25 protein-coding genes are annotated in these 22,399 nt (G+C 46.0%); 14 read left to right on the top strand and 11 right to left on the bottom strand.

Annotation, left to right across the window (positions count from 1 at the left end; translation table 11 throughout):
• The first annotated feature begins 106 nt into the window (after positions 1–106).
• The 3 genes from ST37_RS07810 to ST37_RS20235 all read left to right on the top strand — a co-directional run bounded on the left by ST37_RS07810 (position 107) and on the right by ST37_RS20235 (position 1,014).
• Positions 107–553: a MarR family transcriptional regulator gene (locus ST37_RS07810; RefSeq protein WP_242426250.1), complete on the top strand. Its 447-nt coding sequence runs from the start codon at positions 107–109 to the stop codon at positions 551–553.
• 68 nt (positions 554–621) lie between these two features.
• Entirely contained in the window at positions 622–777 is a 156-nt protein-coding gene (locus ST37_RS20240; protein ID WP_242426248.1) for a VOC family protein, read from the top strand.
• 21 nt (positions 778–798) lie between these two features.
• Positions 799–1,014: a hypothetical protein gene (locus tag ST37_RS20235; RefSeq protein WP_242426246.1), complete on the top strand. Its 216-nt coding sequence runs from the start codon at positions 799–801 to the stop codon at positions 1,012–1,014.
• Between the two features lie 102 nt (positions 1,015–1,116).
• Here the strand turns inward: ST37_RS20235 and ST37_RS07800 are convergent, their stop codons facing one another.
• The 4 genes from ST37_RS07800 to ST37_RS07785 form a co-directional block, all read right to left on the bottom strand.
• Positions 1,117–1,368 (bottom strand): GlsB/YeaQ/YmgE family stress response membrane protein, encoded by a 252-nt coding sequence (locus ST37_RS07800; RefSeq protein ID WP_084885189.1) that lies wholly within the window; start codon positions 1,366–1,368, stop codon positions 1,117–1,119.
• Between the two features lie 123 nt (positions 1,369–1,491).
• Entirely contained in the window at positions 1,492–1,803 is a 312-nt protein-coding gene (locus tag ST37_RS07795) for a DUF202 domain-containing protein (protein ID WP_084885187.1), read from the bottom strand.
• The gene (locus ST37_RS07790; protein WP_084885184.1) at positions 1,800–2,168 is read right to left on the bottom strand and encodes a DUF202 domain-containing protein; all 369 of its coding nucleotides are present in this window, start codon (positions 2,166–2,168) and stop codon (positions 1,800–1,802) included. Before ST37_RS07790 ends, ST37_RS07795 begins: the two co-directional genes overlap by 4 nt.
• A gap of 86 nt (positions 2,169–2,254) precedes the next feature.
• Positions 2,255–3,601, bottom strand: coding sequence for a glycosyltransferase family 4 protein (locus ST37_RS07785; RefSeq protein WP_084885182.1), 1,347 nt, complete (start codon positions 3,599–3,601; stop codon positions 2,255–2,257).
• Positions 3,602–3,887: 286 nt separating this feature from the next.
• On the opposite strand from ST37_RS07785, the gene ST37_RS07780 reads away from it, so the two are divergent.
• From ST37_RS07780 to ST37_RS07755, 6 genes are all read left to right on the top strand, one after another.
• Complete coding sequence (locus ST37_RS07780) at positions 3,888–5,588, top strand: sugar phosphorylase (RefSeq protein WP_084885180.1); 1,701 nt, start codon at positions 3,888–3,890, stop codon at positions 5,586–5,588.
• A gap of 83 nt (positions 5,589–5,671) precedes the next feature.
• Positions 5,672–7,015 carry an extracellular solute-binding protein gene (locus ST37_RS07775; RefSeq protein ID WP_084885178.1) on the top strand — a complete coding sequence of 448 codons (1,344 nt, stop codon included), beginning with the start codon at positions 5,672–5,674 and terminating at the stop codon, positions 7,013–7,015.
• A 110-nt stretch (positions 7,016–7,125) separates the two neighbouring features.
• Entirely contained in the window at positions 7,126–7,989 is an 864-nt protein-coding gene (locus tag ST37_RS07770; RefSeq protein WP_084885176.1) for a sugar ABC transporter permease, read from the top strand.
• A gap of 6 nt (positions 7,990–7,995) precedes the next feature.
• Entirely contained in the window at positions 7,996–8,958 is a 963-nt protein-coding gene (locus tag ST37_RS07765; RefSeq protein WP_084885175.1) for a carbohydrate ABC transporter permease, read from the top strand.
• A 4-nt stretch (positions 8,959–8,962) separates the two neighbouring features.
• A complete protein-coding gene (gene ugpC / locus ST37_RS07760) occupies positions 8,963–10,060 on the top strand; it encodes a sn-glycerol-3-phosphate ABC transporter ATP-binding protein UgpC (protein ID WP_084885173.1) in 1,098 nt (365 codons plus the stop codon).
• A 166-nt stretch (positions 10,061–10,226) separates the two neighbouring features.
• Positions 10,227–11,249: a LacI family DNA-binding transcriptional regulator gene (locus ST37_RS07755; RefSeq protein ID WP_084885171.1), complete on the top strand. Its 1,023-nt coding sequence runs from the start codon at positions 10,227–10,229 to the stop codon at positions 11,247–11,249.
• On the opposite strand, the gene ST37_RS07750 is transcribed toward ST37_RS07755, so the two are convergent.
• Positions 11,246–11,899 (bottom strand): HAD-IA family hydrolase, encoded by a 654-nt coding sequence (locus ST37_RS07750; protein ID WP_172400951.1) that lies wholly within the window; start codon positions 11,897–11,899, stop codon positions 11,246–11,248. The two genes, ST37_RS07755 and ST37_RS07750, sit on opposite strands and share 4 nt — an antisense overlap.
• 10 nt (positions 11,900–11,909) lie before the next feature.
• Positions 11,910–12,293, bottom strand: a complete 384-nt coding sequence (locus tag ST37_RS07745; protein WP_084885168.1) for a VOC family protein — start codon at positions 12,291–12,293, stop codon at positions 11,910–11,912.
• 132 nt (positions 12,294–12,425) lie between these two features.
• Here ST37_RS07745 and ST37_RS07740 point away from each other — a divergent pair, with 132 nt between their 5' ends.
• Complete coding sequence (locus ST37_RS07740; protein ID WP_084885166.1) at positions 12,426–13,553, top strand: crosslink repair DNA glycosylase YcaQ family protein; 1,128 nt, start codon at positions 12,426–12,428, stop codon at positions 13,551–13,553.
• On the opposite strand, the gene ST37_RS07735 is transcribed toward ST37_RS07740, so the two are convergent.
• The 5 genes from ST37_RS07735 to ST37_RS07715 form a co-directional block, all read right to left on the bottom strand.
• The gene (locus tag ST37_RS07735; protein ID WP_172400950.1) at positions 13,546–14,808 is read right to left on the bottom strand and encodes an MFS transporter; all 1,263 of its coding nucleotides are present in this window, start codon (positions 14,806–14,808) and stop codon (positions 13,546–13,548) included. The genes ST37_RS07740 and ST37_RS07735 overlap by 8 nt on opposite strands.
• A 59-nt stretch (positions 14,809–14,867) precedes the next feature.
• Entirely contained in the window at positions 14,868–15,485 is a 618-nt protein-coding gene (locus ST37_RS07730) for a 3'-5' exonuclease (protein ID WP_084885162.1), read from the bottom strand.
• A 191-nt stretch (positions 15,486–15,676) separates the two neighbouring features.
• Positions 15,677–16,351, bottom strand: coding sequence for a haloacid dehalogenase type II (locus ST37_RS07725; protein ID WP_084885160.1), 675 nt, complete (start codon positions 16,349–16,351; stop codon positions 15,677–15,679).
• A gap of 132 nt (positions 16,352–16,483) precedes the next feature.
• A complete protein-coding gene (locus ST37_RS07720; protein WP_084885158.1) occupies positions 16,484–17,395 on the bottom strand; it encodes a dienelactone hydrolase family protein in 912 nt (303 codons plus the stop codon).
• Between the two features lie 249 nt (positions 17,396–17,644).
• Positions 17,645–18,550 (bottom strand): LysR family transcriptional regulator, encoded by a 906-nt coding sequence (locus tag ST37_RS07715; RefSeq protein WP_084885156.1) that lies wholly within the window; start codon positions 18,548–18,550, stop codon positions 17,645–17,647.
• 173 nt (positions 18,551–18,723) lie between these two features.
• On the opposite strand from ST37_RS07715, the gene ST37_RS07710 reads away from it, so the two are divergent.
• The 4 genes from ST37_RS07710 to ST37_RS07695 all read left to right on the top strand — a co-directional run bounded on the left by ST37_RS07710 (position 18,724) and on the right by ST37_RS07695 (position 22,302).
• Complete coding sequence (locus ST37_RS07710) at positions 18,724–20,055, top strand: aspartate aminotransferase family protein (protein WP_084885154.1); 1,332 nt, start codon at positions 18,724–18,726, stop codon at positions 20,053–20,055.
• A gap of 13 nt (positions 20,056–20,068) precedes the next feature.
• Complete coding sequence (locus ST37_RS07705) at positions 20,069–20,890, top strand: 3-keto-5-aminohexanoate cleavage protein (RefSeq protein ID WP_143698150.1); 822 nt, start codon at positions 20,069–20,071, stop codon at positions 20,888–20,890.
• 69 nt (positions 20,891–20,959) lie between these two features.
• The gene (locus ST37_RS07700; protein ID WP_084885151.1) at positions 20,960–21,616 is read left to right on the top strand and encodes a CoA transferase subunit A; all 657 of its coding nucleotides are present in this window, start codon (positions 20,960–20,962) and stop codon (positions 21,614–21,616) included.
• Entirely contained in the window at positions 21,613–22,302 is a 690-nt protein-coding gene (locus ST37_RS07695) for a 3-oxoacid CoA-transferase subunit B (RefSeq protein ID WP_084885149.1), read from the top strand. The genes ST37_RS07700 and ST37_RS07695 overlap by 4 nt, the downstream gene beginning before the upstream one ends.
• Positions 22,303–22,399: the final 97 nt, after the last annotated feature.

Here is a 22,399-nt window from a genome sequence, read left to right as displayed (position 1 = left end):
TTAATTTGGTAGCGTTCAATTAGGTTGTGCGCTAACTATATTGGATCTTTTTCAGTCATGCAAGTATATTGTGCACAATATATTTGATTTGTTAATGAGGCTAACCATGAGCTGCGACACATTACTTGATATAGATAAGCAAATTTGCTTTTCGATGTATTCGGCGACTAACGCCATTACTAGGGCGTACCGCCCAGTGTTAGACGAATTGGATTTAACCTATTTACAATACATGGCTATGCTTGTGTTGTGGCGAGAATCGCCGCTCAACGTTAAAGAGATTGGCAAAAAACTTCGCCTAGATTCAGGCACACTCACCCCGCTTCTAAAGCGTATGGAGCAAAAAGGGTTGGTTGTTCGCAAACGCAGTCTTACCGACGAGCGAGCACGTGAGATATCGCTAACGCCTCTAGGTGTAGAGTTAGAGCAAAAAGCGTTAACGGTGCCAGACCAAATGGGGTGTAAAGTGCAAATCACTGCTGAAGAAGCAGCCTTACTGAAAAAATTAGCCGACAAAGTGACAGAAAATTTGAGTAATACTCAATCGAAGTAATTAGCGGGTTAGTTGATTTGGTTGGTACAAATAGCGGTGGCTAAAAAACAATTATCCAGGTTGATTACATGTCGATAAGCATCAATATCACAAGCGTTGCGGTAAAAGATCAGCAAGTTGCGCACGACTTTTACACCCAAAAACTTGGCTTTGTGGTCAAACACGATATTCCGATGGGAGAGTATCGGTGGCTTACTTTAGTCGCACCCAATCATCTCGAATGAACAGAACTGCTGTTAGAGCCGATGGCTTTTGAGCCAGCCAAAGTGTATCACGCTGCGCTTAAAGACGCAGGTATACCTTGTACTTCCTTTGAAGTTGACGATATGGACGCCGAGGTGGCGCGCCTGACGGAGCTGGGGGTAAGCTTTCAAGGTGATGTGCAAAATACCGGAGATGCGTTGATTGTCACGTTAGATTATGGCTGCGGAAATTGGATAATGCTCACGCAAACCCTTTAGATTGGGACATTGTCATCATTTGCTAGAGTGGATGCGCTGAAAAAACAAGTAACCAACCCAAGGCCAAGTCGATAGCCTTGGGTTAGACTTTTAGAAGAGTAATTAGTCCTTGATGAAGCGGGTGTACACAAACAGCAGTATAAAAGCGCCTAAAGTCGCGGTTACAATGCTGCCTATATTTAACCCATCAGCCCCCCCAAATCCGGCTAAGCTGCCAACGTAACCACCTACAAAAGCGCCCGCTATTCCGAGCAACATGGTCAAAAACCAACCTCCGCCATTCGCTCCAGGCATAAGCCATTTCGCTAATGCCCCCGCAATTAGCCCAAGAATAATCCAAGATAGAAAACCCATAGTGTGCTCCTTACTAAGACGTTGAGGGAACCCCTCGCGTTTGTTTGATAAATTAAGCCAAGTGTTTTGAAGTATAGAAGGCATTTGCGATGGTCGCTGCAAATTAACGTTGTAGCTTTTTGTTTAGCGAAGCCACATGGATAGAAGATACCCAAATGCCATTAACGCCAGCAACGCAGACAACCATTGCTTCACTTCAAACTCCCAACGAGAGACAGCCGTTTCATTACTAAACAATTTGGTAAAGCGCTGTTTTAAATAGAGCGTGCTAGCAGCGGCAATACAGATACAGAATATCCCAAGCCCAGCAACCAAGTATTGCTCGTTAGTCTCCCCAATTTTAAACAGCAAAAGCCCCGCACCAAACATGAGAAGTTGAGTGCGAATCCAGGACATCGCTGTCCTTTCAGGTTGCAGTCCAGGATCCCGGGTCATAGTGCAATGACCAATGCGATCACAAGGGTGAGTAAAATCATCACGATGCTAACGATTTTTAGAAAACGGGTATATTGGAGTGTTTGGTTTAGTCGCATGGCTTGTTCATTACTTGCCCAGCGACGGTAAGCAAATAGAGCAAGCAGTCCAGAGCACAAACACAATGCGGTTGAAATGACGATACGAATGCTGGGATCAGCAAGTTCTGGTGTGAGCTGGTCGATGCCTACTGCTCCAGCAAGCAGTGCCAATGCCGTTCGTATCCAAGCGAGATAGGTTCGTTCATTGGCAAGTGAAAAACGGTAATCAGGGGCTTCGCCTTTTTGACGCCAGCTTACTTGGCGTTTACGTCGTAGTGGTTTCATGATGAACAGACATACTTAGTACTAGGTTTAACGATGTCCCATCATAGTTCGGTGTTTTACAAAAGTATGTGACACAACTGCAACTGCTAGTGGGCTTTGGAAAAAATCCCATTTAGCTTGCTTTTTAACGCTTTATAAGAGAAATGGTGTTGCCCAATGGCGTAGTTTTGCTCCATTTTATCTCGTCTTTTTTCACCCTCTAATAAGTACTCAAGGCACGCGTTTGCAGCACTTAATAACCGTTCTGTTTTGATCACCGCTAGTCCGTTGGAATCAAGTTGATGGTCATTTCCCAAGTCGATGATATTAAATTGAAACTGTTGAATATCTGAATCAAAAACCGGATAGCGATACACCGCCATAGGGACTTTGGCGACCAACCCTTCAAGAAATTGATTCCCCCAGCCTTCAAGCAGGCTCGGGTAGGTAATGAGATCGGCGTGGCTGTACACATCCCATAAAGAGTAGACTTTTTGACCCTGTTTATGACTTCGAGAATGGCCGACCCAGTCATTAATGAATACAAGCTCTACGCCTTGCACGCTGGCTTTATGTTTGAGCTTCTCCATGTATTCTGGCTCTTCACACAGCCCTGCAAATGTAAGCACGATCCGGCTATTTTCAGTGAAAATTTGTCCATTGTACAAAGGGGCGTTTTCCAATTGTTGGCGCAGTGACATAAGAGTTTCGACGAGATCTATAGCGATCTCAATCCCTTTTCGAGCCACCACTCGGGTGGCTTGTAAGATGAGAATGTCGTCAGCTCGAAGTTTAAAACGAGAACGGAGATCTTGGTTGTAGTCATCAATACCCCATTCATTTCCAGCGAAATCAAATACATTGGGTACCACGGTAGCCTCAAGTTGGCAGCGAGATTGCAGTTCCGTTTGTGCGAGATGATTAATCACGCAGTGCTCGATCAGTGGGTGAGTGGGCGGGAAATAGTTGTCGAGCAATTTGGCAACCCCAGATGACGTGGGTTGAGAGTATTTAATTCGTTCCCAATGAAAATCGTGGTGATGGCAGATAACGCGAGTGTGTGTGGCGATTGCGGCATTCACTAACCCAATCGCAGCAGGTAAATGATAACCAAGTGACAGCATATTGTTGGGTACCACGACATCAATATTATGCTTGGTGATCACTTGTTCAATTTTGACCGCGATACGCTCAGCTTGTCGCTCAATCGCTTCTAGCAATGCGGACTCGCTGGGGTAGTCTGTTCGTTTTATGTAGGCATTTTGAATGATCTTGTCGTTAAAAGCGTCCAAATAGTGCAGCTCTGGTATTAACTCTGCATCACAATTACCGGCACTTCCTGCAAGGTATATGACGTTGTGTCCTAGACTTTCTAGCGCCCACTTCCACTTGTCCATCTCTAAAGATACACCATCCGTTTCACCGACTCGAAAATGGGCAAGTAATATATTCATTGTTCTGCTTCCATTCATATTAACTCTTCCTAATGTAGCGTACCTGTTGTTTGCTAAGGTCGAACATTAGATATTGAGTGGTTAAAAATTGATCACCATCACGATATTAGCAGAACCGGTTTTGTTTTTCGAATAGTGCGATCTTGGTCAAATATTAATCGCATTTTGGCACCTAGACTCAGTCCATTCAAATTTTCAATCGAGTGACGACACCGAGTCACTTTTTTTTGATTAGCTACCAAAACCGGTTTTGGTAGCGAGAGTATTCAGTTTTTAAGGGACAAAAATGGCCTTAGATTTCAAACAACGTAGTGCACTACATCGTGACCTTCAGCAAATACTTGCTGGTGTGTATTCGCCTGCGCAACTTAAACAATTATTGCCAAACCTTGTCGACGTTGCCTCTGACAACACAATAGGACATGTAATGGGTAATTGGGTTGATCAGAAAGATGTCATGCTCATCACTTACGGTGACTCTATTCTTGAGGAAGGCGTGTCGTCCCTTACGGCGCTTAAGCGTTTTTTGGATAAGCATGTAAAAGAGGTGCTTTCAGCGGTTCATATCCTGCCTTGTTTTCCGTACACGTCAGATGATGGTTTCTCGGTTGTAGATTATTGGAAAATTAATCCACAACTAGGAGATTGGAATGATATTCACGAATTGGCCCAGCACTATGACTTGATGCTCGATGGAGTGATTAATCATATCTCTAAGTCTAGTAAATGGTTTCAGGGGTATCTTAATGGAGATCTCCAATATATAGATTTCTTCACCGAAGCGAATCCGGATCGCGATTACAGCTCCGTGACTCGACCTCGAGCGCTTCCCTTACTGACTCCGTTTGAAACCTCTCGCGGGGTAAAACATATATGGACTACGTTTAGTGACGACCAAATTGACCTAAACTTTCGCAGTCCAAATGTGTTTCAGAAAATCGTCGAACTATTGCTGTTTTATGCCGAACAAGGTGCGTCATTTATTCGCTTAGACGCCATTGGGTTTATGTGGAAAGAGTTAGATACCCCATGTATTCATCAACCGCAGACTCACGCGTTGGTGCAGGCCATGCGCGCAATACTGGATGTCGCGGCTCCTCAGGTAAAATTGATCACCGAAACCAATGTTCCTCATCAGGACAACATCAGCTACTTTGGCAGTGGCGACAACGAAGCGCACCTTGTGTATCAGTTTCCATTGCCCCCGTTAACTCTGCACACGCTGCAAACTGGCGATAGCAGCATCATTATGCGCTGGATGAGCGAGTTAGAACCTAGCTCGCCAGGCACCACCTTCTTTAACTTCTTGGCCTCTCATGACGGTATTGGCGTGCGACCTGTTGAAGGCATATTGACCAAACAACAAGTGGACTCTTTGCTAAACGTTGTTCAGCGAAATGGTGGACGGGTGTCTTATAAAGACAATGGCGATGGGACACAAAGCCCTTACGAGCTCAACATAAACTACTTTGATGCCATCAGCGACCCGGCTTGTGACGATAAGACTAATTTAGATCGTTTTATGGCTGCGCAGGCAATATTGCTGTCAATGGCAGGCGTTCCCGGAATTTACATTCATAGCCTTTTAGGCTCACTAAATGATCAACAAGGCTTACAAAAGTTAGGCTATAACCGCGCAATCAATAGAGAAAAGCTGCATCGTCAATCACTGGATAAAAGCTTAGCTGAGCCTAACTCGAGAAGAAGCCAAGTGCTGTCTAGTTTTAAGGCGCTACTGACTGTGCGGTGCAGTGAGGTAGCGTTTTCGCCCAGTACATCACAGCGGGTGGTCGATGTGGACTCAAGGCTTGTGACCTTGGTGCGTGATGAATCTCTAGCGGTGGTGATCAATATTAGCGCGCAGCAGTTGGAACTCGACAGTACGAAACTACTGTCTGGACTTAATATTGACTTGCTTTCTGGCACGCGCGTAGCTCAACTGTTAACCATACAACCCTATCAGGTGTTATGGCTTAAACATCAGTAAAATTTTGCGCAGTGCCAACATCGCGGTGCGCACAACCCCCAAAGGGGAATAATAAGACAGACCCTACAAATAAGGACATAAACATGAAACTGAAGACGCTAACGTTAGGACTCGCTGCAGCAGGAATGTCCATGAGCAGCCTAGCGATGACAACAGTCGAATATTGGACGACGCAAACCCAGTCTGACCGAATGCAAACCATAGAGGTTATGGCTGATGTATTCGAAGCGCTGAACCCAGGCATCGATATTAAGCTGGTCGCGGTCGATGAAAATGATATACCGAAACAAATCGCGGCGGCGGCGGCATCAAATACGTTACCTGACATGATAGAAGTGGGCTCAAACTTATCTCTAGCGTTTTCAGAGCAAGGCATTGTAGATCTTGAAGCGACAACAGAAGTGATTAATAACGTAGGGATCGACCGTTTCTATACCGGCGCGTTAAAACTGGTGGAAGATCCGGCTAAAAAACAATACGTGGCATTGCCCTATCGTGGCTGGGTACAAGGGATTTGGTATCGCGCAGACTGGTTTGAAGAAGCTGGCTTAGAGCCGCCAACTACGTGGGAAAGTATCGAGAAAGCGGCAAAACACTTTAACAACCCAAAAGAGAATCAATACGGAATATTGATCGGCACCAAAGCCGACAGTTATGCCGAGCAAGTCTATACCCAATTTGCTCTGTCTAATGACGCGCCGCAGTTCGATCGAAACGGCAAGCTGATATTTAATTCAGAAGCTCAAAAAGAGGTACTCGATTTCTATAAAACCTTGTCACAATATACACCCCCTGGACCACAAACCTGGCGCGCCAGAGACTATTACCTACAGGGTAAGTTAGCGATGTTTTTCTATTCCACCTACATCATGGATGACATTGCACTAGCCGAAGCCGCGGCAAGTTCACTGAGTAACGAAAACTTCAGCGACCTCAAAGGCGCAACCTTTGATCCAGATTTGGCGAAAAATACTCGATTGGCGACAACCATTACTCACACCAGTCCGTCGACGTTCGGTACTTTGGTCGGTTTTTCAATCATGAAAAACGACAATCAAGCGGAAGTCGATGCCACGAAAGCGTTCATCGAATATATGAATGAACGTGACCAAGTGGTTGCCTATTCTCATATGGCACCGGGTGGTCATTTACCTATGCTGCGCGACATTGCCGAAACCGATGAGTTCTTAAACGATCCTAAAGGAATCTTTGCTAATTATGGTAAAGAGTCGATCAAAGAGATCATTGCTGGATTTGAGAACATTAAGAATTTCTCCATTGTGGACGGGAAAGCATTCCCAGAATCGGGTGAAATATTCTCCAAGCAGATCATCCCTCGTATGATTTACAGCGCCGTAATCGAAGATGAAGACACACAAGCGTCGTTAGATTGGGCCGAAGAGCAGATGATGCAAGTGGCCAAGTAGTACGGCAAAAGGCGTTGGTGCTTTGTGCCAACGCTTTGTCAGTAGATGGACGAGCAGCGCACCGGATTGCGCACTATTTCTTTAGGAAACTGTCTCGATAGGAAGGATGCATGACTCCATTAGAGAGAGCAGAAGCACGGTTAGGTTGGAAGTTGGTGGCACCAACCCTAGGCATTATTGGGCTTTTGATACTCTATCCAATTGTATTTAATGTTTATCTAAGCTTTTTTGACGTCAAACTCAATGGCGACAAAACCTTTGTCGGCGTCGAAAACTACGCTCGACTGTTGTCCAACCCAGACTATTATTCGTCAATCGGTACAACAAGCATTTATCTATTGGGTACCGTAGTTGGAACCACAGTATTAGGGCTGGCTGTAGCATTGCTAATGCGAGAGCCGTTTAAAGGGCGGGGACTGGTCAGCGCCGCGATTTTAATGCCCTATTTTGCCCCGGTAATTTCGGTGGTGTTTGGTTGGCAGTTTTTATTTGATCCCGTTAACGGGGTTTTTAACTGGCTAATGGTAGATATTCTCCACCTTTGGGACGCCCGTGCTAATTTGATTGGTGAACCCGACACAGCGGTATGGGTGGTGATTTTATTTGATGTGTGGAAGCACTTTCCTATTGCTTACTTACTGATCCTGTCAAAACTTTCGTCCATTCCTAAAGATCAATATGAAGCGGCAGCCATTGATGGCTATGGGCCGATTGGACGCTTTTTTCATGTCACTCTGCCAGAGATTTACTTTGTATTAGCGACTGTGGTCATTTTACGCCTTATCTGGAACTTAAATCGATTTGAAGACGTGTTCTTACTGGCTCCCAATGTTCAAACACTGCCGGTGTTTACCTATTACCAAGCGTTTACGGGCGTGATAGATCAGGGTCTCGCAGCCGCGACCTCGGTGATCCAGTTTGCGGTGTTGTGTGTGCTGATTTGGTTCTACGTTAAGAAAATTCTGAAGTGGTGATCCTCAATGTTAGGTAGAAAAACATGGAAAAGTCGAGTGGGGTTTTGGGTCGCTATTATGCTGCTGGTGAGCTTTTGTTTGTTGCCCTTTGCGCAAATATTGTCAACCTCGCTAAAGCATCAGTTTGATTGGGGAAACCCGTCACTCATCCCTCAAGTCGTCAACTTGGATGCGTACAAAGAGCTGCTGGGTTTGGCTGAACAAAAAGAGGTCGAAGTCCCGGCGGCGATTAAGAAAATTCTCGATAACCCCAAAATACCGCAAAACAAAAAAGACGCGATATTAGCCAAATACACCGATACCAGCGACGTGTTCCCATTTGGGCGCTATATGCTCAATAGTTTTTTGATTTCGGCAGGTGCGGCGGCGGTGTCGTTGGTTTTCGCAGTTATGGGGGCGTATTCGATCAGTCGATTGCAGTTTTCAGGGCAAGTGATTGTGCAGCGTTCTGTACTGTTTGTGTATATGGTCGGCGGCGTCCTTTTAATGGTGCCGCTGTATCAAATGGCGGTGAATGTGGGGCTGGCAAACTCCATGTGGGGCAGCGTGATTAGCCTGTTTGCAATTTACATCGTTCAAACCTTGCCGGTGGCCTTGTATATGCTGGGTAATTATTTTCGCAGCATCCCGTTTGCGTTAGAAGAAGCGGCGATGATGGATGGCTACTCACGTAAACAAGCCATCTGGAAAGTGGTGCTGCCGTTGTCTTTGCCTATGCTGGCAACGGTGTTTATGTACTGTTTCATCATTGGATGGAACGAGTACCTGTTTGCATCGGTATTTTTAAAGCAGTTTAAAGAGTTCTATACCTTGCCGCTGGCTTTGCAAGAACTGTTTGTGTCAAAGAATGCAATTTGGGACCGAATCATGGCAGCTTCCATGCTGACCTTAGCCCCAGTTGTGATCTGTTTCTTATTCGCAATGCGTCATATGGACGGTGGTAAAACGGACGGCGGGGTAAAAGGTTAATATTATGGCGGCAATTTCTCTTAAAAATATCGTAAAAAACTATGGTGATACCAAAGTCGTTAAAGATATCAGCCTAGATATTGATGACGGCGAATTTGTTGTATTAGTTGGGCCATCAGGTTGCGGAAAGTCGACCACATTGCGCATGATTGCGGGCTTAGAACAACCAACATCGGGCGAGATTACGATTGGCGATCGCGTGGTGAATGATATAGAACCACAAAATCGCAATCTAGCGATGGTGTTTCAAAACTACGCGCTTTACCCACATAAAACAGTCGAAGAAAATATAGTGTTCGCGCTGCGCCGTTTAAAGATGAAGGAAGCTGAAATTCAGCAGCGCTTAAACGATGTAGCGAAGATGCTTAAACTGGAAGAGTATCTTAAACGTAAACCGGCGGATCTTTCGGGTGGACAACGCCAACGTGTGGCGATGGGACGGGCGATTGTTCGTGATGCCGACTGCTTTTTATTCGACGAGCCACTATCCAACCTTGATGCGAAACTTCGCAACCATATGCGAACTGAAATTGCGCAGATACATCACCAGTTTGGTCGTACAAGCGTGTACGTCACTCATGACCAAGTAGAGGCGATGACCTTGGCCGATAAAGTTGTGGTGATCCGCGATGGGATTATTGAGCAAGTCGGTTCGCCAATGGATATATTCCTTAATCCTATAAACATCTTTGTGGCCACATTCATCGGTTCGCCGTCGATGAATATAATGGATGGTCGTCTTTATAGTGACCACTTACAACTCGGGGACTATTCCTTACCCAGGCAGCAATTAACCAATGTGAACTTTGATAAGCCCATTGGCGCTGAAGGGGTAGCAGTTAAAGTTGGGATCCGACCAGACTTTTTTAACGATAAAGCGTTCTTTTCAGATGGAGAGGCGACCTTTAACTTTAGTGAGGTTCACGTCGAGCTCGTCGAGCCTATGGGGTTTGATAAGGAAGTGCTATTTCATCTAGGTGACGACAAAGTAAAAGCGCGATTGGATCTTCGTTCGGAGATTTCTCGCGGCGAGAAAATGGACTTGTTAGTCGACCTGTCTAGGGTGCTGCTGTTTGATGAGCAAACCCAGCGCCGCTTATAAGTTGTGGTCACGCACTTTGGCCATGAGTGGGTTCCCATTCGCGCTAAAATTGGTTAAAAGTGAATTCTGTTACTTGGGTGTCATGGTTAATGGAGCGAAGTCTAAGTGAGTGAACGAGTCCAACATACGGCTATTCGAGATGTATACGTTGATAATGGATTAAACAATGTCAATTAAGAAACTTGCAGAACATTTAGGCTTATCAAAGTCGACGGTATCGCGGGCGCTCAATGGCTATAGCGACGTCAATGCCAACACGCGTAAAAAGGTGTTAGCAGCGGCGCAGGAATTGGGTTATCGTGCCAATCCGACCGCTAAACGCCTTGCATCCGGGCGTTCTCGCAATGTGGGGATCATTTTACCAGCAGCCTCTAGGATGTTTGTGTCTCCCGCTTTTTCTAAAGTTTTGGCAGGAGCGGCAGCCCTACTCAGTAAGTATGACTATCAATTAATCGTAACCACTATCTCTGAATCTCAAGACGAGCAGCAGGTGTACTCTCAATTAACCAGTGGGGGATTAGTCGATGGGTTGTTTATTGTAAGAACTCGGACCGACGACGCACGAATTAAAATGCTTACGGAACAGAATTTTCCTTTTGTATGTCATGGGTTTATCGAGGGATTTGATTCAGAGAGCTTTGTCGATGTCGACAATCAACAAGCGTTTTACGAATTGACCAAACGGCAGATTAACCTGGGACACACACGGATAGCATTTTTGGATGCGCCAATCGAGCTAACGCTTTCTCAGGCGCGTCAGCAGGGCTATTTAAAAGCAATGCATGAGGCCAGTCTTGAGGTCAATGATAAGTGGCTACTTAATGGCGAGCTCAATGAAGATGCCGCTATGGCGATGACCAAAGAAGTGATGTCTTTGGCTAAACGCCCTACGTCAATCCTGTGCGCTGACGATACCATGGCACTTGGCACTATTGCCGCATGTGAAGAGCTTGGGTATCAGCCCGGTATTGATGTAGCGATTGCCGGTTACGGTGATTACGAACACAGCCGCTACAGCAAACCGTCAATTACCTCTTTAAGCTACGATACGCTTGCGGTTGGCGAAGAGATGGCGAAGTTAATGCTTAACAAATTGGAAAATATGCAATTTGATACACGCAATTGGTACGTCGCCACTATTGTTCCTCGCCAATCAGACAGTCACGTTATGATGGTCCCAGATAATTAGATTAACTGATCGACAATATCAATCACTTCCGATAAATGACTGACTTGATAGCGCGCCATATCGAAGTCAGCACCCTCGAATTCAGGTTTGGCGATTGTTATTGCGCCGGAGGCAACGGCTGCTTTCACACCTGTTAAGCTATCTTCTAAGGCAAAACATAACGTTGGATCAACCTCCATACGGCGGCACACTTCTAAATAGACATCCGGTGCAGGTTTGCCATTGACCACCTCATCGGCACTTAAAGCAACCAAAAATACGTCGTTGAGTCCAAGAGTATTCACCACCGCGTCAATGACAATCTGGCTCGATGATGTCGCTAGGCCAATTTTTAACGGGGTTGTTTTTAGGTAGCGGACTAAGTGGTGTAGTCCTTCCGTTGCCGTGGCCTCGTTAGAAATTAATGTAATGGTTCTATTGAGAATTGAGTGGGCCAATTCCTCGACGGTAAGCGTCAGTTTGAAGCGATTTATCCAGCACTTCGCTATGTCGTCGATACGCTTTCCCATCGTGTTCGCAATGCAATCATCAATAGTGATGGTGTGGCCCATTTCGCGCAGCAGTTCAATTTGTGAACGACGCCAGAAAGGCTCAGAATCGAGCAGGACACCGTCCATGTCGAAAATAAATGCTTGGTAATGTTGAGTCATTTTTTGAATTCTATTTTTGATAAAGCTCGAGTGGAAGCCCATCGGGATCTTGGAAAAAAGTGAACGCTTTGCCTGTGAGCTCGTCAATTCGAATTGGTTCAACAGCAATGTTGTGTTTGGCTAACTGCTGAATGTTCTCTTCAATATCATTAACCGCAAATGCAAGGTGCCTAAGCCCTTGTGCTTCTGGGTAGCTTGGCCTTTCAGGTGCATTAGGAAAAGAGAACAGCTCTATCTGTCCTCCCGAGGGGATGGCTAAGTCTAGCTTGTAGGAATCGCGCGCGGCGCGGTAGGTCTCTTCGATGATCTCAAACCCTAATACTTTATGGTAAAAATGCTTGGATTGCGGATAGTTAGAGCAAATTATTGCAATGTGATGAAACGCTAAGTCCATGTGAGTTACCCGTGTTATGAAAATGAAATCGTGAAAGAATCGAGCCTATGATTCGCTACAAACAGCGTACAACATAGCACTGATTCATGACAGAAAGATTTACTTTTGTGTTGGTTAAGTTAGGGTAGGAAAATGGAAAAAATATCACTAGCTCAAGCCAAAAAAATGGCATTGCTAAGCCAAAGGTTGCCCGCTAAAACGGTCAATGGAAACGGCTATCAAGAGACCAAGAATGCATTTGAGCAATTGGGCTATCTGCAAATAGATACGATCTCTGTGGTGCAGCGAGCCCATCATCACGTGCTGTGGAGCCGCAATCCCAACTATCAACTCACTCATCTCGATCAAATGGTCAATCAAGGGTTTGCCTTTGAGTATTGGTCGCACGCTGCATCATATTTGCCGATGCGTGATTTTCGCTTCACGCTGCCTCGTAAGCACGCACTAAAAACCGATAAGCAGAGACACTGGTTTGTCAAAGACCATTCTCTAATGAAGCATGCATTAGAGCGTATAGAGACCGAAGGTCCGCTGATGGCCAAAGATTTTGCAGGAACGAGCAAAAAGCTTGGTATGTGGGGCAGTAAACCGGCGAAGCAGGCGTTGGAAAACCTGTACATGCAAGGTGACTTGATGATTCGAGAGCGTCGAAACTTCCACAAGGTCTACGATTTAACCGAGCGTGTATTACCTACACACGTTGATTGCTCAATGCCTACCGATGAAGAGTATTGCCGATATCTCATTAAAGGCTTCATTCGAGCCCACGGATTTGGCAATGCCGCCGAGATGAGTTATTTACTCAAAGGAATAAAAAGCCAGATAGCACGGCTTTTGCAAGAAATGTGCGAGGACAAAGAGTTGGTGGTAATCGCTATTGAGTCAAGTGCCTATTACACAACACCGGAGACTTTGGCGCTTGTTGACCAGAGATTAAACCGTCGACGCGCCGCAATTTTATCTCCGTTTGATAATCTTCTTATTCAGCGTTCACGGGCCATTAATCTATTTGGTTTTGATTACAAACTAGAATGCTATTTACCAGAAGCGAAACGAGAATTTGGCTATTTCTGCCTTCCCATTTTGTGGCAAGGAGAATTGGTGGCTCGAGTGGACTGTAAAGCGGATAAAAAAAGCGGCCAACTGGTTGTTCATTCATTGCACAAAGAACATAAGCTCGCCCATCGCGAGGAGTTCGATCATGAATTGCGCAACGAACTCAACCGGTTTGCTCAGTTTAATGGGGTCAGAGTCAATTGACTCTGACCCCATTTAGGTGATGTTTCATTGGAACAAAAGCAAGTGAGGTGATCGATAGTATTGCGGCACAGACCATCCAGCTCAGTGTGATGGAGTAGTGTTCAGATACCCAACCGAACAGCAGTGAAGAACCAATTGCACCAAGTGTGACCGAAAATGAACTTACCGATAGCATCGTAGAGCGGAAATGCTCTGGCGTATAATCATTCAATACCACTTGTTCAGAGTTGTTGCCGACCGTGAACAGGAAGAAAAACAGTAAGTACAACGCAGTGAATTCGAACACATGAGTACTTAGGCTGAGGCCAATCAGTGTGCAGGCAGCAAGTATTCGCGTGTACAACATCAACTGAGAATGCGACTGCTTACACCATCTTAGCAGCGTCACCGATGCGATTGATGAAAGAGCAGACATCAAAAAGTAAAGTGCCGTGACGATCCCAAAGAGCGCAGTGCCATACCCTGACTGCTGGGCTAACGGCTCAAGAAAAGGCTGCCAAAAGTTTTCGACACTCATTAAAACAACGCCGCACCCAACTATCGTAAACAACATTTTGGAGACCACTTTGTGCGAGGCTCCGTGTCTAAGCGCCTGAACGATGGTTTTGCCAACGCCGTGTGTTGCGTTCGCTGGTGCAACAGTGCCACGAGTCGCGAAATACGGCTTAGCGAGAAGCCAGTGAGTGACGAACAAAAGCAGAGCATTGCCAATAATGGTCACTAAAATCGAGAGTTGAAAGGGGTGTTGGAAGTCTGCAGACAAATTGGTGGATGGTAATATGCCTCCCAACAAAGAGCCTAACGCCAAACCTAGTGTAAGAAACACATTTACGCGTGCTAACGCGCTATGGTAATTGAGCTCTGCTTCTGTAGACGAACCAGCATGTTTAAATGCATCATAAAACCATGCGTCGAGAGTGCCCGAGTAGATTGCTCTTGCCGCGCCCAAAAAGGACGCTGCTATTATCAACGAAGTAAAATCGGTGGCAAAATAGAGAGCCGTAAACCCCGCAATATTGACCAAAAGTGAGCATTGGTAGGTGCGCATTCGCCCAAAGCGATCGGCCATGCCACCCAATGGAATTTCCAAAACGGCCGTGGTGCCAACATATACTGCCATGATCACACCAACCTGCTGTAAAGACATTCCGATGGACTGAATCATCAATACCAGTATCGGGATCATAATCCCAACAACCGCCCAATGCAGGCCCTGCTGGATACTGTAGCACCATTGCAGATGTGACTTATTCATAGACTCCCTGTCCTTGATTTCCGTGGGGTCAGAGTCGATTGACTCTGACCCCATTATTGTTATTTCTCGAGTAGCATGCTTACTTTAGCTTTTGGTGTTTTGGATATTTTATTCATCAGCGCAAAGTCTGGGTTGGGAACAGAAAATTGCTGCTCTAGGCAGGCTAAATGTACCAGCCATAGTGAGGCGGTGACTTCTGCATCGGCTAATGCACGGTGAAAAACGCCATCATTATCAATGTCATGGTATCGCACGAGATCACCAAGTTTATGGGATGGAGCCTCTTGCGTTAGTCGTCTTGAAATGAGCAGTGAGCAGGCGAATTCACCGTCATAATCGCGGTCAATCAGTTCTAATTCTGCGTCCAAAAAGCGTTTATCGAATGAGGCATTATGCGCAACCAAATTGCTGCCTTGAATAAAGTCTGCAAATTCATTCATCACGGTTGCACAATCGTCGGCGGTGGTCAGCATAGTGTTGGTGATACCGGTGTAGTTTTCGATAAAACCACTGACTCTAAATCCAGGGTTCATTAATCGTTGAAACCGATCGACGATCTTTCCATTTTCAAGCTTTACTGCACCTATTTCGATGGCGCGATCACCTTGGTTAGGCGATAGACCGGTGGTTTCAAAGTCGAGGACGATTACAGAGTTGGCGGGACGTGTAGAGAGCACAAACTAGTTCCAAATGACGAGGCTCATGAATTCATTGACCGAGTAATCCTAGTCAATGTAAAGCGAGCAAAAAGGCAAAGTGGGTAGTTTACGGTAAATTGTATTGGGGGCAAAGTTACGATTGATCTGAAGGCGATAGTCAGAGCGTCACAGTACGCTTCACGTAAAATGCGCTCTGGCTAGAACAGAGGCTATTTGGCCGCAGCCAAAATTTGCTTTGCTATGTCTACCATCGTGGTGCCTTGAATATCTGGTTGCAGATAGAGTGGGTTATACACCGCCGGAGATCGCGCTATATACGCGGCTTGTAAACCTGCTGACATAGCGCCATGCGTATCCCAGTCATGTGTAGCCACCAACCGCAATTTATTAGGCTCCGCGTTTAGCGTCTTACAAGCAAAATGGTACACCTTTGGGTCGGGCTTAAAACTGCCGGTCGACTCCACAGATAGGATGTCGTCAAAATAGTCATCTAGACCCGCATTGGTTATCTGCTTGCTTATTAGTGCCATCGACGAGTTGGAGAATGCCACCGTTTTGATGCCGTGTTCTTTTAGCAAAGTTAACGCTGGTTTGATGTCTTTGTGCGCGGAAAGCTGCGCAAATCCACTTAACAACTCTTTTTTGGTGGCTTCATTTAAACGGATATCAAATTGCATCGCCACGCTGTCGAGACTAATGGCCGCCAAAGTCGCAAAGTCACTTTGTACGTTAGTGGAAATACACACCGTAGAGGTGTGTAGCAGCTGAGTGAACCAGATTTTTAGTGCTTTTGGTGAGCCAAATGTGGCGGAAAATTTTGGTTGCAAGGTGGATAGGTTTAGGACGGTCTCATTGATATCGAATAACACTATAGGTTGGGCCAAGGTGATTTTCCTTTAGTAAGTAAGCGGTGACTATGAGTGTGACTTAACACGCAACCCATTTCCCAAAAACAGAAATAGCCAGATCAAGAGTATAGTCCTGATCTGGCTATCATTTACAACATTGACGAGCCTTTATCCATTGAGGTGCTTATCAAAGAACTCGATAGAACGTGTCCATGCTAATTCTGCTTCGGTTTCAGCGTAGCGGCCGGTAGAGTCATTGTGGAATCCGTGATTCACGTCTTCGTACATATATGCGGTGTAATCGGCACCAATCGCTTTAAGCTCTTCTTCATATTCAGGCCAGCTTGCGTTAACGCGTTTATCTAGACTAGCAAACTGTAGCATCAGTGGGCCTTTGACATTTTTTCTCAGCTCTTTCGCCGCAGGAGTACCATAAAAAGGCACGCCAGCATCAAGTTTGTCTGGAATGGTTGCCGCCAGCATATTGACGATGTAGCCACCAAAACAGAAACCGACAGCGCCTAGTTTGCCACTGCTAAGTTCATGCGACTTTAGGAAGTCGGCTGCGGCTAAGAAGTCTTCTTCTATGTTCGCGCGATCCATACTGCTTTGCATGGCGCGACCTTCATCATCGTTACCAGGGTAACCGCCAAGTGGGTAGAGCGCATCCGGTGCAAATGCGATAAAACCTTTAGCCGCAAGGCGTCGAGCCACATCTTTAATGTATGGGTTTAGCCCTCTATTTTCGTGGATCACCAATACTACAGGAGCGGTGCCTTCAAGATCTTTTGGCACAACCAAGTAGCCTTCACATTCACCACTGCCTTTCGGCGAATCAAACTTTGCGTAGCTCGCCTTGATAAGAGGGTCGTTAAAAGAGACTTGTTCGGCAAGTGCATAGTTAGGAATTAGGGCAGACGTTAACGTCGTCATGGTAAACCCAAGCGCAACCAGCCCAGTTAGGCGAGTAAGGAATTCTCGACGGTCAATGAGCCCGTGGGCGTATTCATCGTACCAATCAAAGGCTTCTTGGGGAATGGCTCTTTGTTCTACTTTCTCTGGCGCATCGGTCTTAGACATCCGTTTTGTCCTCACTGATTAAAAATCGTTTTTAATACGTTGTTTGTCGAATAATCGATCAGAAAAAGAATGGTTGATTTTGCGACAGAGTGAGAGTGTCTTTACATAAATTTACGTTCGGGTGGGTGCGCTAATAAGACAAATACTCTTCCTTAAAAGGTTATGCCTCTCAATGGTCGCCAATCTCGCAGTGATGAGGTATGAAATGGGGCATTAACATAGTGTGAATCGGCCATTCTTCGTCACTGTTCATTCGCGATGAGCCGGTTGAAGGGCAGCGTTTAGCCACTGTTCAAAGCGGTGCACTTTGTCTATGCCCCTTTTATAGTTTGGAGCAATCAGGTAATAGCCGTATGGGCTATGCATCGACAGCCCTAAAGGGTTGTTCAGTTGCGTGTTCAAGGCAGTATTGGTCAGCATAAAGTCAGGCAACAATGCCAATCCTTGATGATTTTTAACCCCTTCCAACGACATGTAAAAGTGTTCATAGCCAATTTTTCCATAGCGAGGTGTGTGGGTCAATTGGTGCTGCTTGGTAAACATCTCCCACAGCTGCGGCCGAGTGATCTGAGGTATGAGTGTGTGGCGCTTTAAATCTTGAACAGTCTGGATAGGGTTATTAATGAGCAATGTGTTTGAGCCCACCAGTTGCAGCGACTCTTGCATTAGCAAGTGTGCGTGTTCGTGATGTTTCGATAGCGGTAAACAACGAATATAGACATCACTGTCATTGCGACTGCTTTTTACCGGGCCATCACCAATTTTGATACTGATTTGCAAGTTAGGGTGTTGATTAGAAAACAGCTCTAAATGTTCAATCAACCAAAGGCTTGCAAAAGATGGTGTGACATTGACATTCAATACGTCGCGCGTCATGTCTGTTTGAATGAGGTTGGCGGTTGAAGTTTGAATCAATTGAAGCGCTTCTGCGACTTTGGGTAAATAGCGTTCGCCAGCTTTGGTTAGAGTAATACCGTTGATGTGACGATGAAAAAGAGGCTGGCCTAATTGCTGTTCTAGTGCAGCAATTTGCTTACTCACAGCACCCTGCGAAACAGACAGGTGAATAGCTGCTTTAGAAAAGCTCATTGTACTGGCAACCGCCATAAACGTACGTAAGGCTCGCGTTGACGGAAACTCACTGCTCTTAATCATTAAGACTACTCCTGCAATACTCTGGATTCAGTGTATTTCGGCGGTGAGTAAAAAACCATCAATTAATGCCACTAATATTCCAAAAGCTCATAGGGGGTGACATTTCCTCGCTTGTTGAAGTGAAAAATACAGGATAAATATTAGACACTCGCTCATGAGGATGAGGACAAATCATGACTAAGGTGTTTCATCGTCATTGCCACTCTAAACTGCCCACTGTTGTTAGAGGTGAAGGGGTATACCTTTTCGACCAACAAGGTCGTCGTTATCTCGACGCGTGCGGTGGCGCGGCGGTGTCTAATCTTGGACATAATCATCAACACGTAAAGCGAGGGATCGCTCAACAGCTGGATGCTATTCCTTTTGCTCACAGTCATTTTTTTACTACCGACAGTTGTGAGCTACTCGCGAAAAAACTCACTGACCTCGCGCCTGATCCGTTAAACCATGTCTATTTTGTTAGCGGGGGATCTGAAGCGGTTGAGTCCGCCCTCAAAATGGCAAGACAGTATTTTGTCGAGAAGGGGGAGTTGTCGCGAACAGAGTTTATTGCCCGCAAGCAGAGTTATCACGGAAATACCTTAGGTGCACTAGCCGTTGGAGGTAATCAGTGGCGAAGAAGTCAGTATGAGCCTTTGCTGAGCAGTGCTCACCATGTATCGGCCTGCTATCCATACCGAGATAAGCACCCGTCCGAGAGTGAACGGGCGTATTCGCAAAGATTGGCTGACGAGCTGGAACAAAAAATAGTGCAGATAGGTCCAGATAAAGTCATGGCGTTTGTTGCAGAGCCTGTTGTTGGCGCTACAGCTGGTGCACTCACTGCGACAGCAGACTACTTTCGGCTGATCAGAGAAATCTGCGACCAATATGGCATCTTGCTGATTTTCGACGAGGTTATGTGCGGGGTAGGGCGTACAGGAACCTTTTTTGCTTTTGAGCAGGAGCAAACCGTACCTGACTTGGTGACGCTGGCAAAAGGTCTTGGGGCTGGGTATCAACCCATAGGGGCAGTGTTAGCGAGCGATACTGTGTACGATACCATTGCGACAGGCAGTGGCTTTTTTCAACATGGTCACACATTTATGGGGCACCCCATGGCTTGTGCAGCCGGCTTAGCCACGTTGGAGGCAATTGAGCAAGACCAGTTATTGGTGAACGTGAAGCGCCAAGGGCAGTATTTAAAGCAGCTCTTGAAAGAGCAGTTATCACCAGTTGACTACATTGGCGACATTAGAGGCAAGGGGCTGTTCATTGGTATTGAATTGGTCTTTAACAAGCAAACAAAACAGCCGCTACCAATCGAGAGTCAAGCACACAAAATAATTCATACCACAGCCATGGAGCTGGGCTTAATGTGTTATCCGATGTCAGGCACCATTGACGGCGTAAACGGGCACCACATCTTGTTGGCACCGCCTTTTATTATTAATGATGGTCAAATTGTTGAGTTGGTGGATAAACTGGTTCAGACCCTAAACGTATGTGCCAAACAATGGATGTAAGAGGACTAAGCGATTGAAACCAATAGCCATCATTGCCGCTCCTAATGGAGCAAGAAAGCAAAAAAGCGATCACCCTAAGTTGCCCATAACGATGTCCGAAATTGTTGAAGATGCTAAATTGTGTCGCGACGCTGGAGCGGCAATGATCCATGTTCATGCAAGAGACCATGAAGGTAAGCATAGTTTAGACATAGAGGTGAATCAGGCCCTTTATGGCGAGTTGAATAATGCACTCGGTGATAGCGTGATGATCCAACTCACAACAGAAGCCATTGGTGAATACTCACACCAGCAGCAGATAGCCTTGATTAAGCAGGTAAAGCCTAAAGCAGCGTCTTTTGCGTTACGCGAACTTTTTCCAGACGGTGAACAGGTGACGACTCAATTTCGTCAGTCTGCTCAGTTTTTTGATTGGGTCTCTAGTGAACACATTTTTGCTCAATATATTTTGTATGATCGTCAAGATGTCCAGGTTTACCTCAGGCTGTGCGAGCAAGGTGTGATACCTGCAACCAATCGCCATGTTTTACTGGTGCTAGGTCGCTACAGTACCACTCAAACCGCCACACCCATTGAGCTTGTTGCCATGGTCAGTGATCCCGCCCTCACTGCTCAGCGTTGGGGAGTGTGCGCTTTTGGCCAGTACGAGCATCAGTGCTTATCGGCCGCAATGCTGCTAGGTGGTGATGTCAGAGTAGGGTTTGAGAATAACCATCTCGATAGACACGGTGAGTTAGCTCAAAGTAACGCAGCGCAGATTACCGAGCTAAAGAGGCAAGCTGAACATCAAGGGATTGCGACACTGAACGCTCAGGATTACCGTTCTTTACTGTAAGTGTAACTCTTAGCAAGTTGAGCGCGTTTGTTTTGTGAGAGCTATGGGCAGTTGAAAAAGGAACGATGCATGAGAAAAACGATCACCCGCGCCCAAATCCAGGCGCAGCTGCACGATAATATGACCATTATGATTGGCGGATTTATGGCAACGGGCGCGCCCGAGGGGTTGATTGATATTGTGCTTGAGTCCGGAGTAAAGAATCTCACTCTTATCACCACGGACACAGGACAACCTCATACCGGTTCGGGCCGACTGATCAGCGCTGAGCGAGTTGCCAAGTTGTATGCCTCTCACATTGGCACTAACCCCATTACCGGGCAAATGATGAACTCGGGACAACTCAAGGTTGAACTTGTCCCGCAGGGGACGCTGGCAGAAAAAATTCGATGTGCAGGTGCGGGTTTAGGGGGCGTGTTAACGCCAACAGGGCTAGGCACTGTGGTAAGTGAAGGCAAAGATATTGTGCGTGTTGATGGGAAAGACTTTTTGCTCGAAAAGCCATTGTTTGCTGATCTGGCATTGATTCGCGGCTCTATCGTCGACAAAAAAGGCAACGTGAAGTACTTAGGCACCACACAAAACTTTAATCCATTGATGGCGACGGCGGCTAAGACGGTCATTGTAGAGGCCATCCAACTTGTAGACGTTGGTGATATAGAGCCAGAGTCAATTCACACCCCGAGTCTTTATGTGGATCATATTTACCAAGGAGATCATCTATGAGTGTCGATAAACACTACTCACGCCGTATGATTGCTTGGCGAGTGGCACAGGAACTTAATGACGGCGATATCGTGAACCTCGGGATAGGAATGCCATCATTAGTTGCAAACGAAACTAGTAAAGAGATAGAGGTGCTTCTGCAGTCTGAAAATGGACTGCTGGGCATTGGAGGGCTTGCTAAAGAGGAAGACATCGACTTAAACGTAGTGAATGCAGGTGGACAACCTATTACCGCAGCAAAAGGAGCGTGTTACTTCAACAGCGCCGATTCGTTTGCCATTATTCGAGGAGGGCATGTTGACGTGTCGGTCTTGGGTGCCTTACAGGTTGATGAGTTGGGTAATCTAGCCAATTGGATCATTCCCGGGAAAATGGTGCCAGGCATGGGCGGAGCGATGGACTTAGTGGTTGGGGCTAAAAAAGTCATTGTAGCCATGGAACATAGTGCAAAGGGAAAACCAAAACTACTGAGTCGCTGCACTTTGCCGCTAACCGCAGCAGGGCAGGTGAATTTAGTGGTGACTGAGTTGGGTGTTATTGAGATAACGTCAAAGGGCATGGAGTTAATTGAAATCGCCCCGAGCGCCTCTGTCGAGTACGTTAAACAGCGAACCGAGGCCAAATTACATGTCTCGCCGCAGTTAAAAACAATGTCTTTACCTACTGAAATATCGAGTATTTTTTGAGCGGTTAGACATTATTTAAAAATATCCTTCAAAAACGCTAGGTAATTACCGAGTTAGCTGTATAATATGCGCAGCTCTTGCAAATGAGTTATTAGAT

The organism is Vibrio sp. qd031, from assembly GCF_002100145.1.
In the GTDB taxonomy this organism is placed as follows: Bacteria; Pseudomonadota; Gammaproteobacteria; order Enterobacterales; family Vibrionaceae; genus Vibrio.
This window is presented reverse-complemented; position numbering and strand designations above follow the sequence as displayed.

Excerpts from the sequence above, each read along its gene's own strand:
- ST37_RS07810 (WP_242426250.1), top strand. The coding sequence starts at position 107 with ATGAGCTGCGACACATTACTTGATATAGATAAGCAAATTTGCTTTTCG.
- ST37_RS20240 (WP_242426248.1), top strand. The coding sequence starts at position 622 with ATGTCGATAAGCATCAATATCACAAGCGTTGCGGTAAAAGATCAGCAA.
- ST37_RS20235 (WP_242426246.1), top strand. The coding sequence starts at position 799 with ATGGCTTTTGAGCCAGCCAAAGTGTATCACGCTGCGCTTAAAGACGCA.
- ST37_RS07800 (WP_084885189.1), bottom strand. The coding sequence starts at position 1,368 with ATGGGTTTTCTATCTTGGATTATTCTTGGGCTAATTGCGGGGGCATTA.
- ST37_RS07795 (WP_084885187.1), bottom strand. The coding sequence starts at position 1,803 with ATGACCCGGGATCCTGGACTGCAACCTGAAAGGACAGCGATGTCCTGG.
- ST37_RS07790 (WP_084885184.1), bottom strand. The coding sequence starts at position 2,168 with ATGAAACCACTACGACGTAAACGCCAAGTAAGCTGGCGTCAAAAAGGC.
- ST37_RS07785 (WP_084885182.1), bottom strand. The coding sequence starts at position 3,601 with ATGAATATATTACTTGCCCATTTTCGAGTCGGTGAAACGGATGGTGTA.
- ST37_RS07780 (WP_084885180.1), top strand. The coding sequence starts at position 3,888 with ATGGCCTTAGATTTCAAACAACGTAGTGCACTACATCGTGACCTTCAG.
- ST37_RS07775 (WP_084885178.1), top strand. The coding sequence starts at position 5,672 with ATGAAACTGAAGACGCTAACGTTAGGACTCGCTGCAGCAGGAATGTCC.
- ST37_RS07770 (WP_084885176.1), top strand. The coding sequence starts at position 7,126 with ATGACTCCATTAGAGAGAGCAGAAGCACGGTTAGGTTGGAAGTTGGTG.
- ST37_RS07765 (WP_084885175.1), top strand. The coding sequence starts at position 7,996 with ATGTTAGGTAGAAAAACATGGAAAAGTCGAGTGGGGTTTTGGGTCGCT.
- ugpC (WP_084885173.1), top strand. The coding sequence starts at position 8,963 with ATGGCGGCAATTTCTCTTAAAAATATCGTAAAAAACTATGGTGATACC.
- ST37_RS07755 (WP_084885171.1), top strand. The coding sequence starts at position 10,227 with ATGTCAATTAAGAAACTTGCAGAACATTTAGGCTTATCAAAGTCGACG.
- ST37_RS07750 (WP_172400951.1), bottom strand. The coding sequence starts at position 11,899 with ATGACTCAACATTACCAAGCATTTATTTTCGACATGGACGGTGTCCTG.
- ST37_RS07745 (WP_084885168.1), bottom strand. The coding sequence starts at position 12,293 with ATGGACTTAGCGTTTCATCACATTGCAATAATTTGCTCTAACTATCCG.
- ST37_RS07740 (WP_084885166.1), top strand. The coding sequence starts at position 12,426 with ATGGAAAAAATATCACTAGCTCAAGCCAAAAAAATGGCATTGCTAAGC.
- ST37_RS07735 (WP_172400950.1), bottom strand. The coding sequence starts at position 14,808 with ATGAATAAGTCACATCTGCAATGGTGCTACAGTATCCAGCAGGGCCTG.
- ST37_RS07720 (WP_084885158.1), bottom strand. The coding sequence starts at position 17,395 with ATGTCTAAGACCGATGCGCCAGAGAAAGTAGAACAAAGAGCCATTCCC.
- ST37_RS07715 (WP_084885156.1), bottom strand. The coding sequence starts at position 18,550 with ATGATTAAGAGCAGTGAGTTTCCGTCAACGCGAGCCTTACGTACGTTT.
- ST37_RS07710 (WP_084885154.1), top strand. The coding sequence starts at position 18,724 with ATGACTAAGGTGTTTCATCGTCATTGCCACTCTAAACTGCCCACTGTT.
- ST37_RS07700 (WP_084885151.1), top strand. The coding sequence starts at position 20,960 with ATGAGAAAAACGATCACCCGCGCCCAAATCCAGGCGCAGCTGCACGAT.
- ST37_RS07695 (WP_084885149.1), top strand. The coding sequence starts at position 21,613 with ATGAGTGTCGATAAACACTACTCACGCCGTATGATTGCTTGGCGAGTG.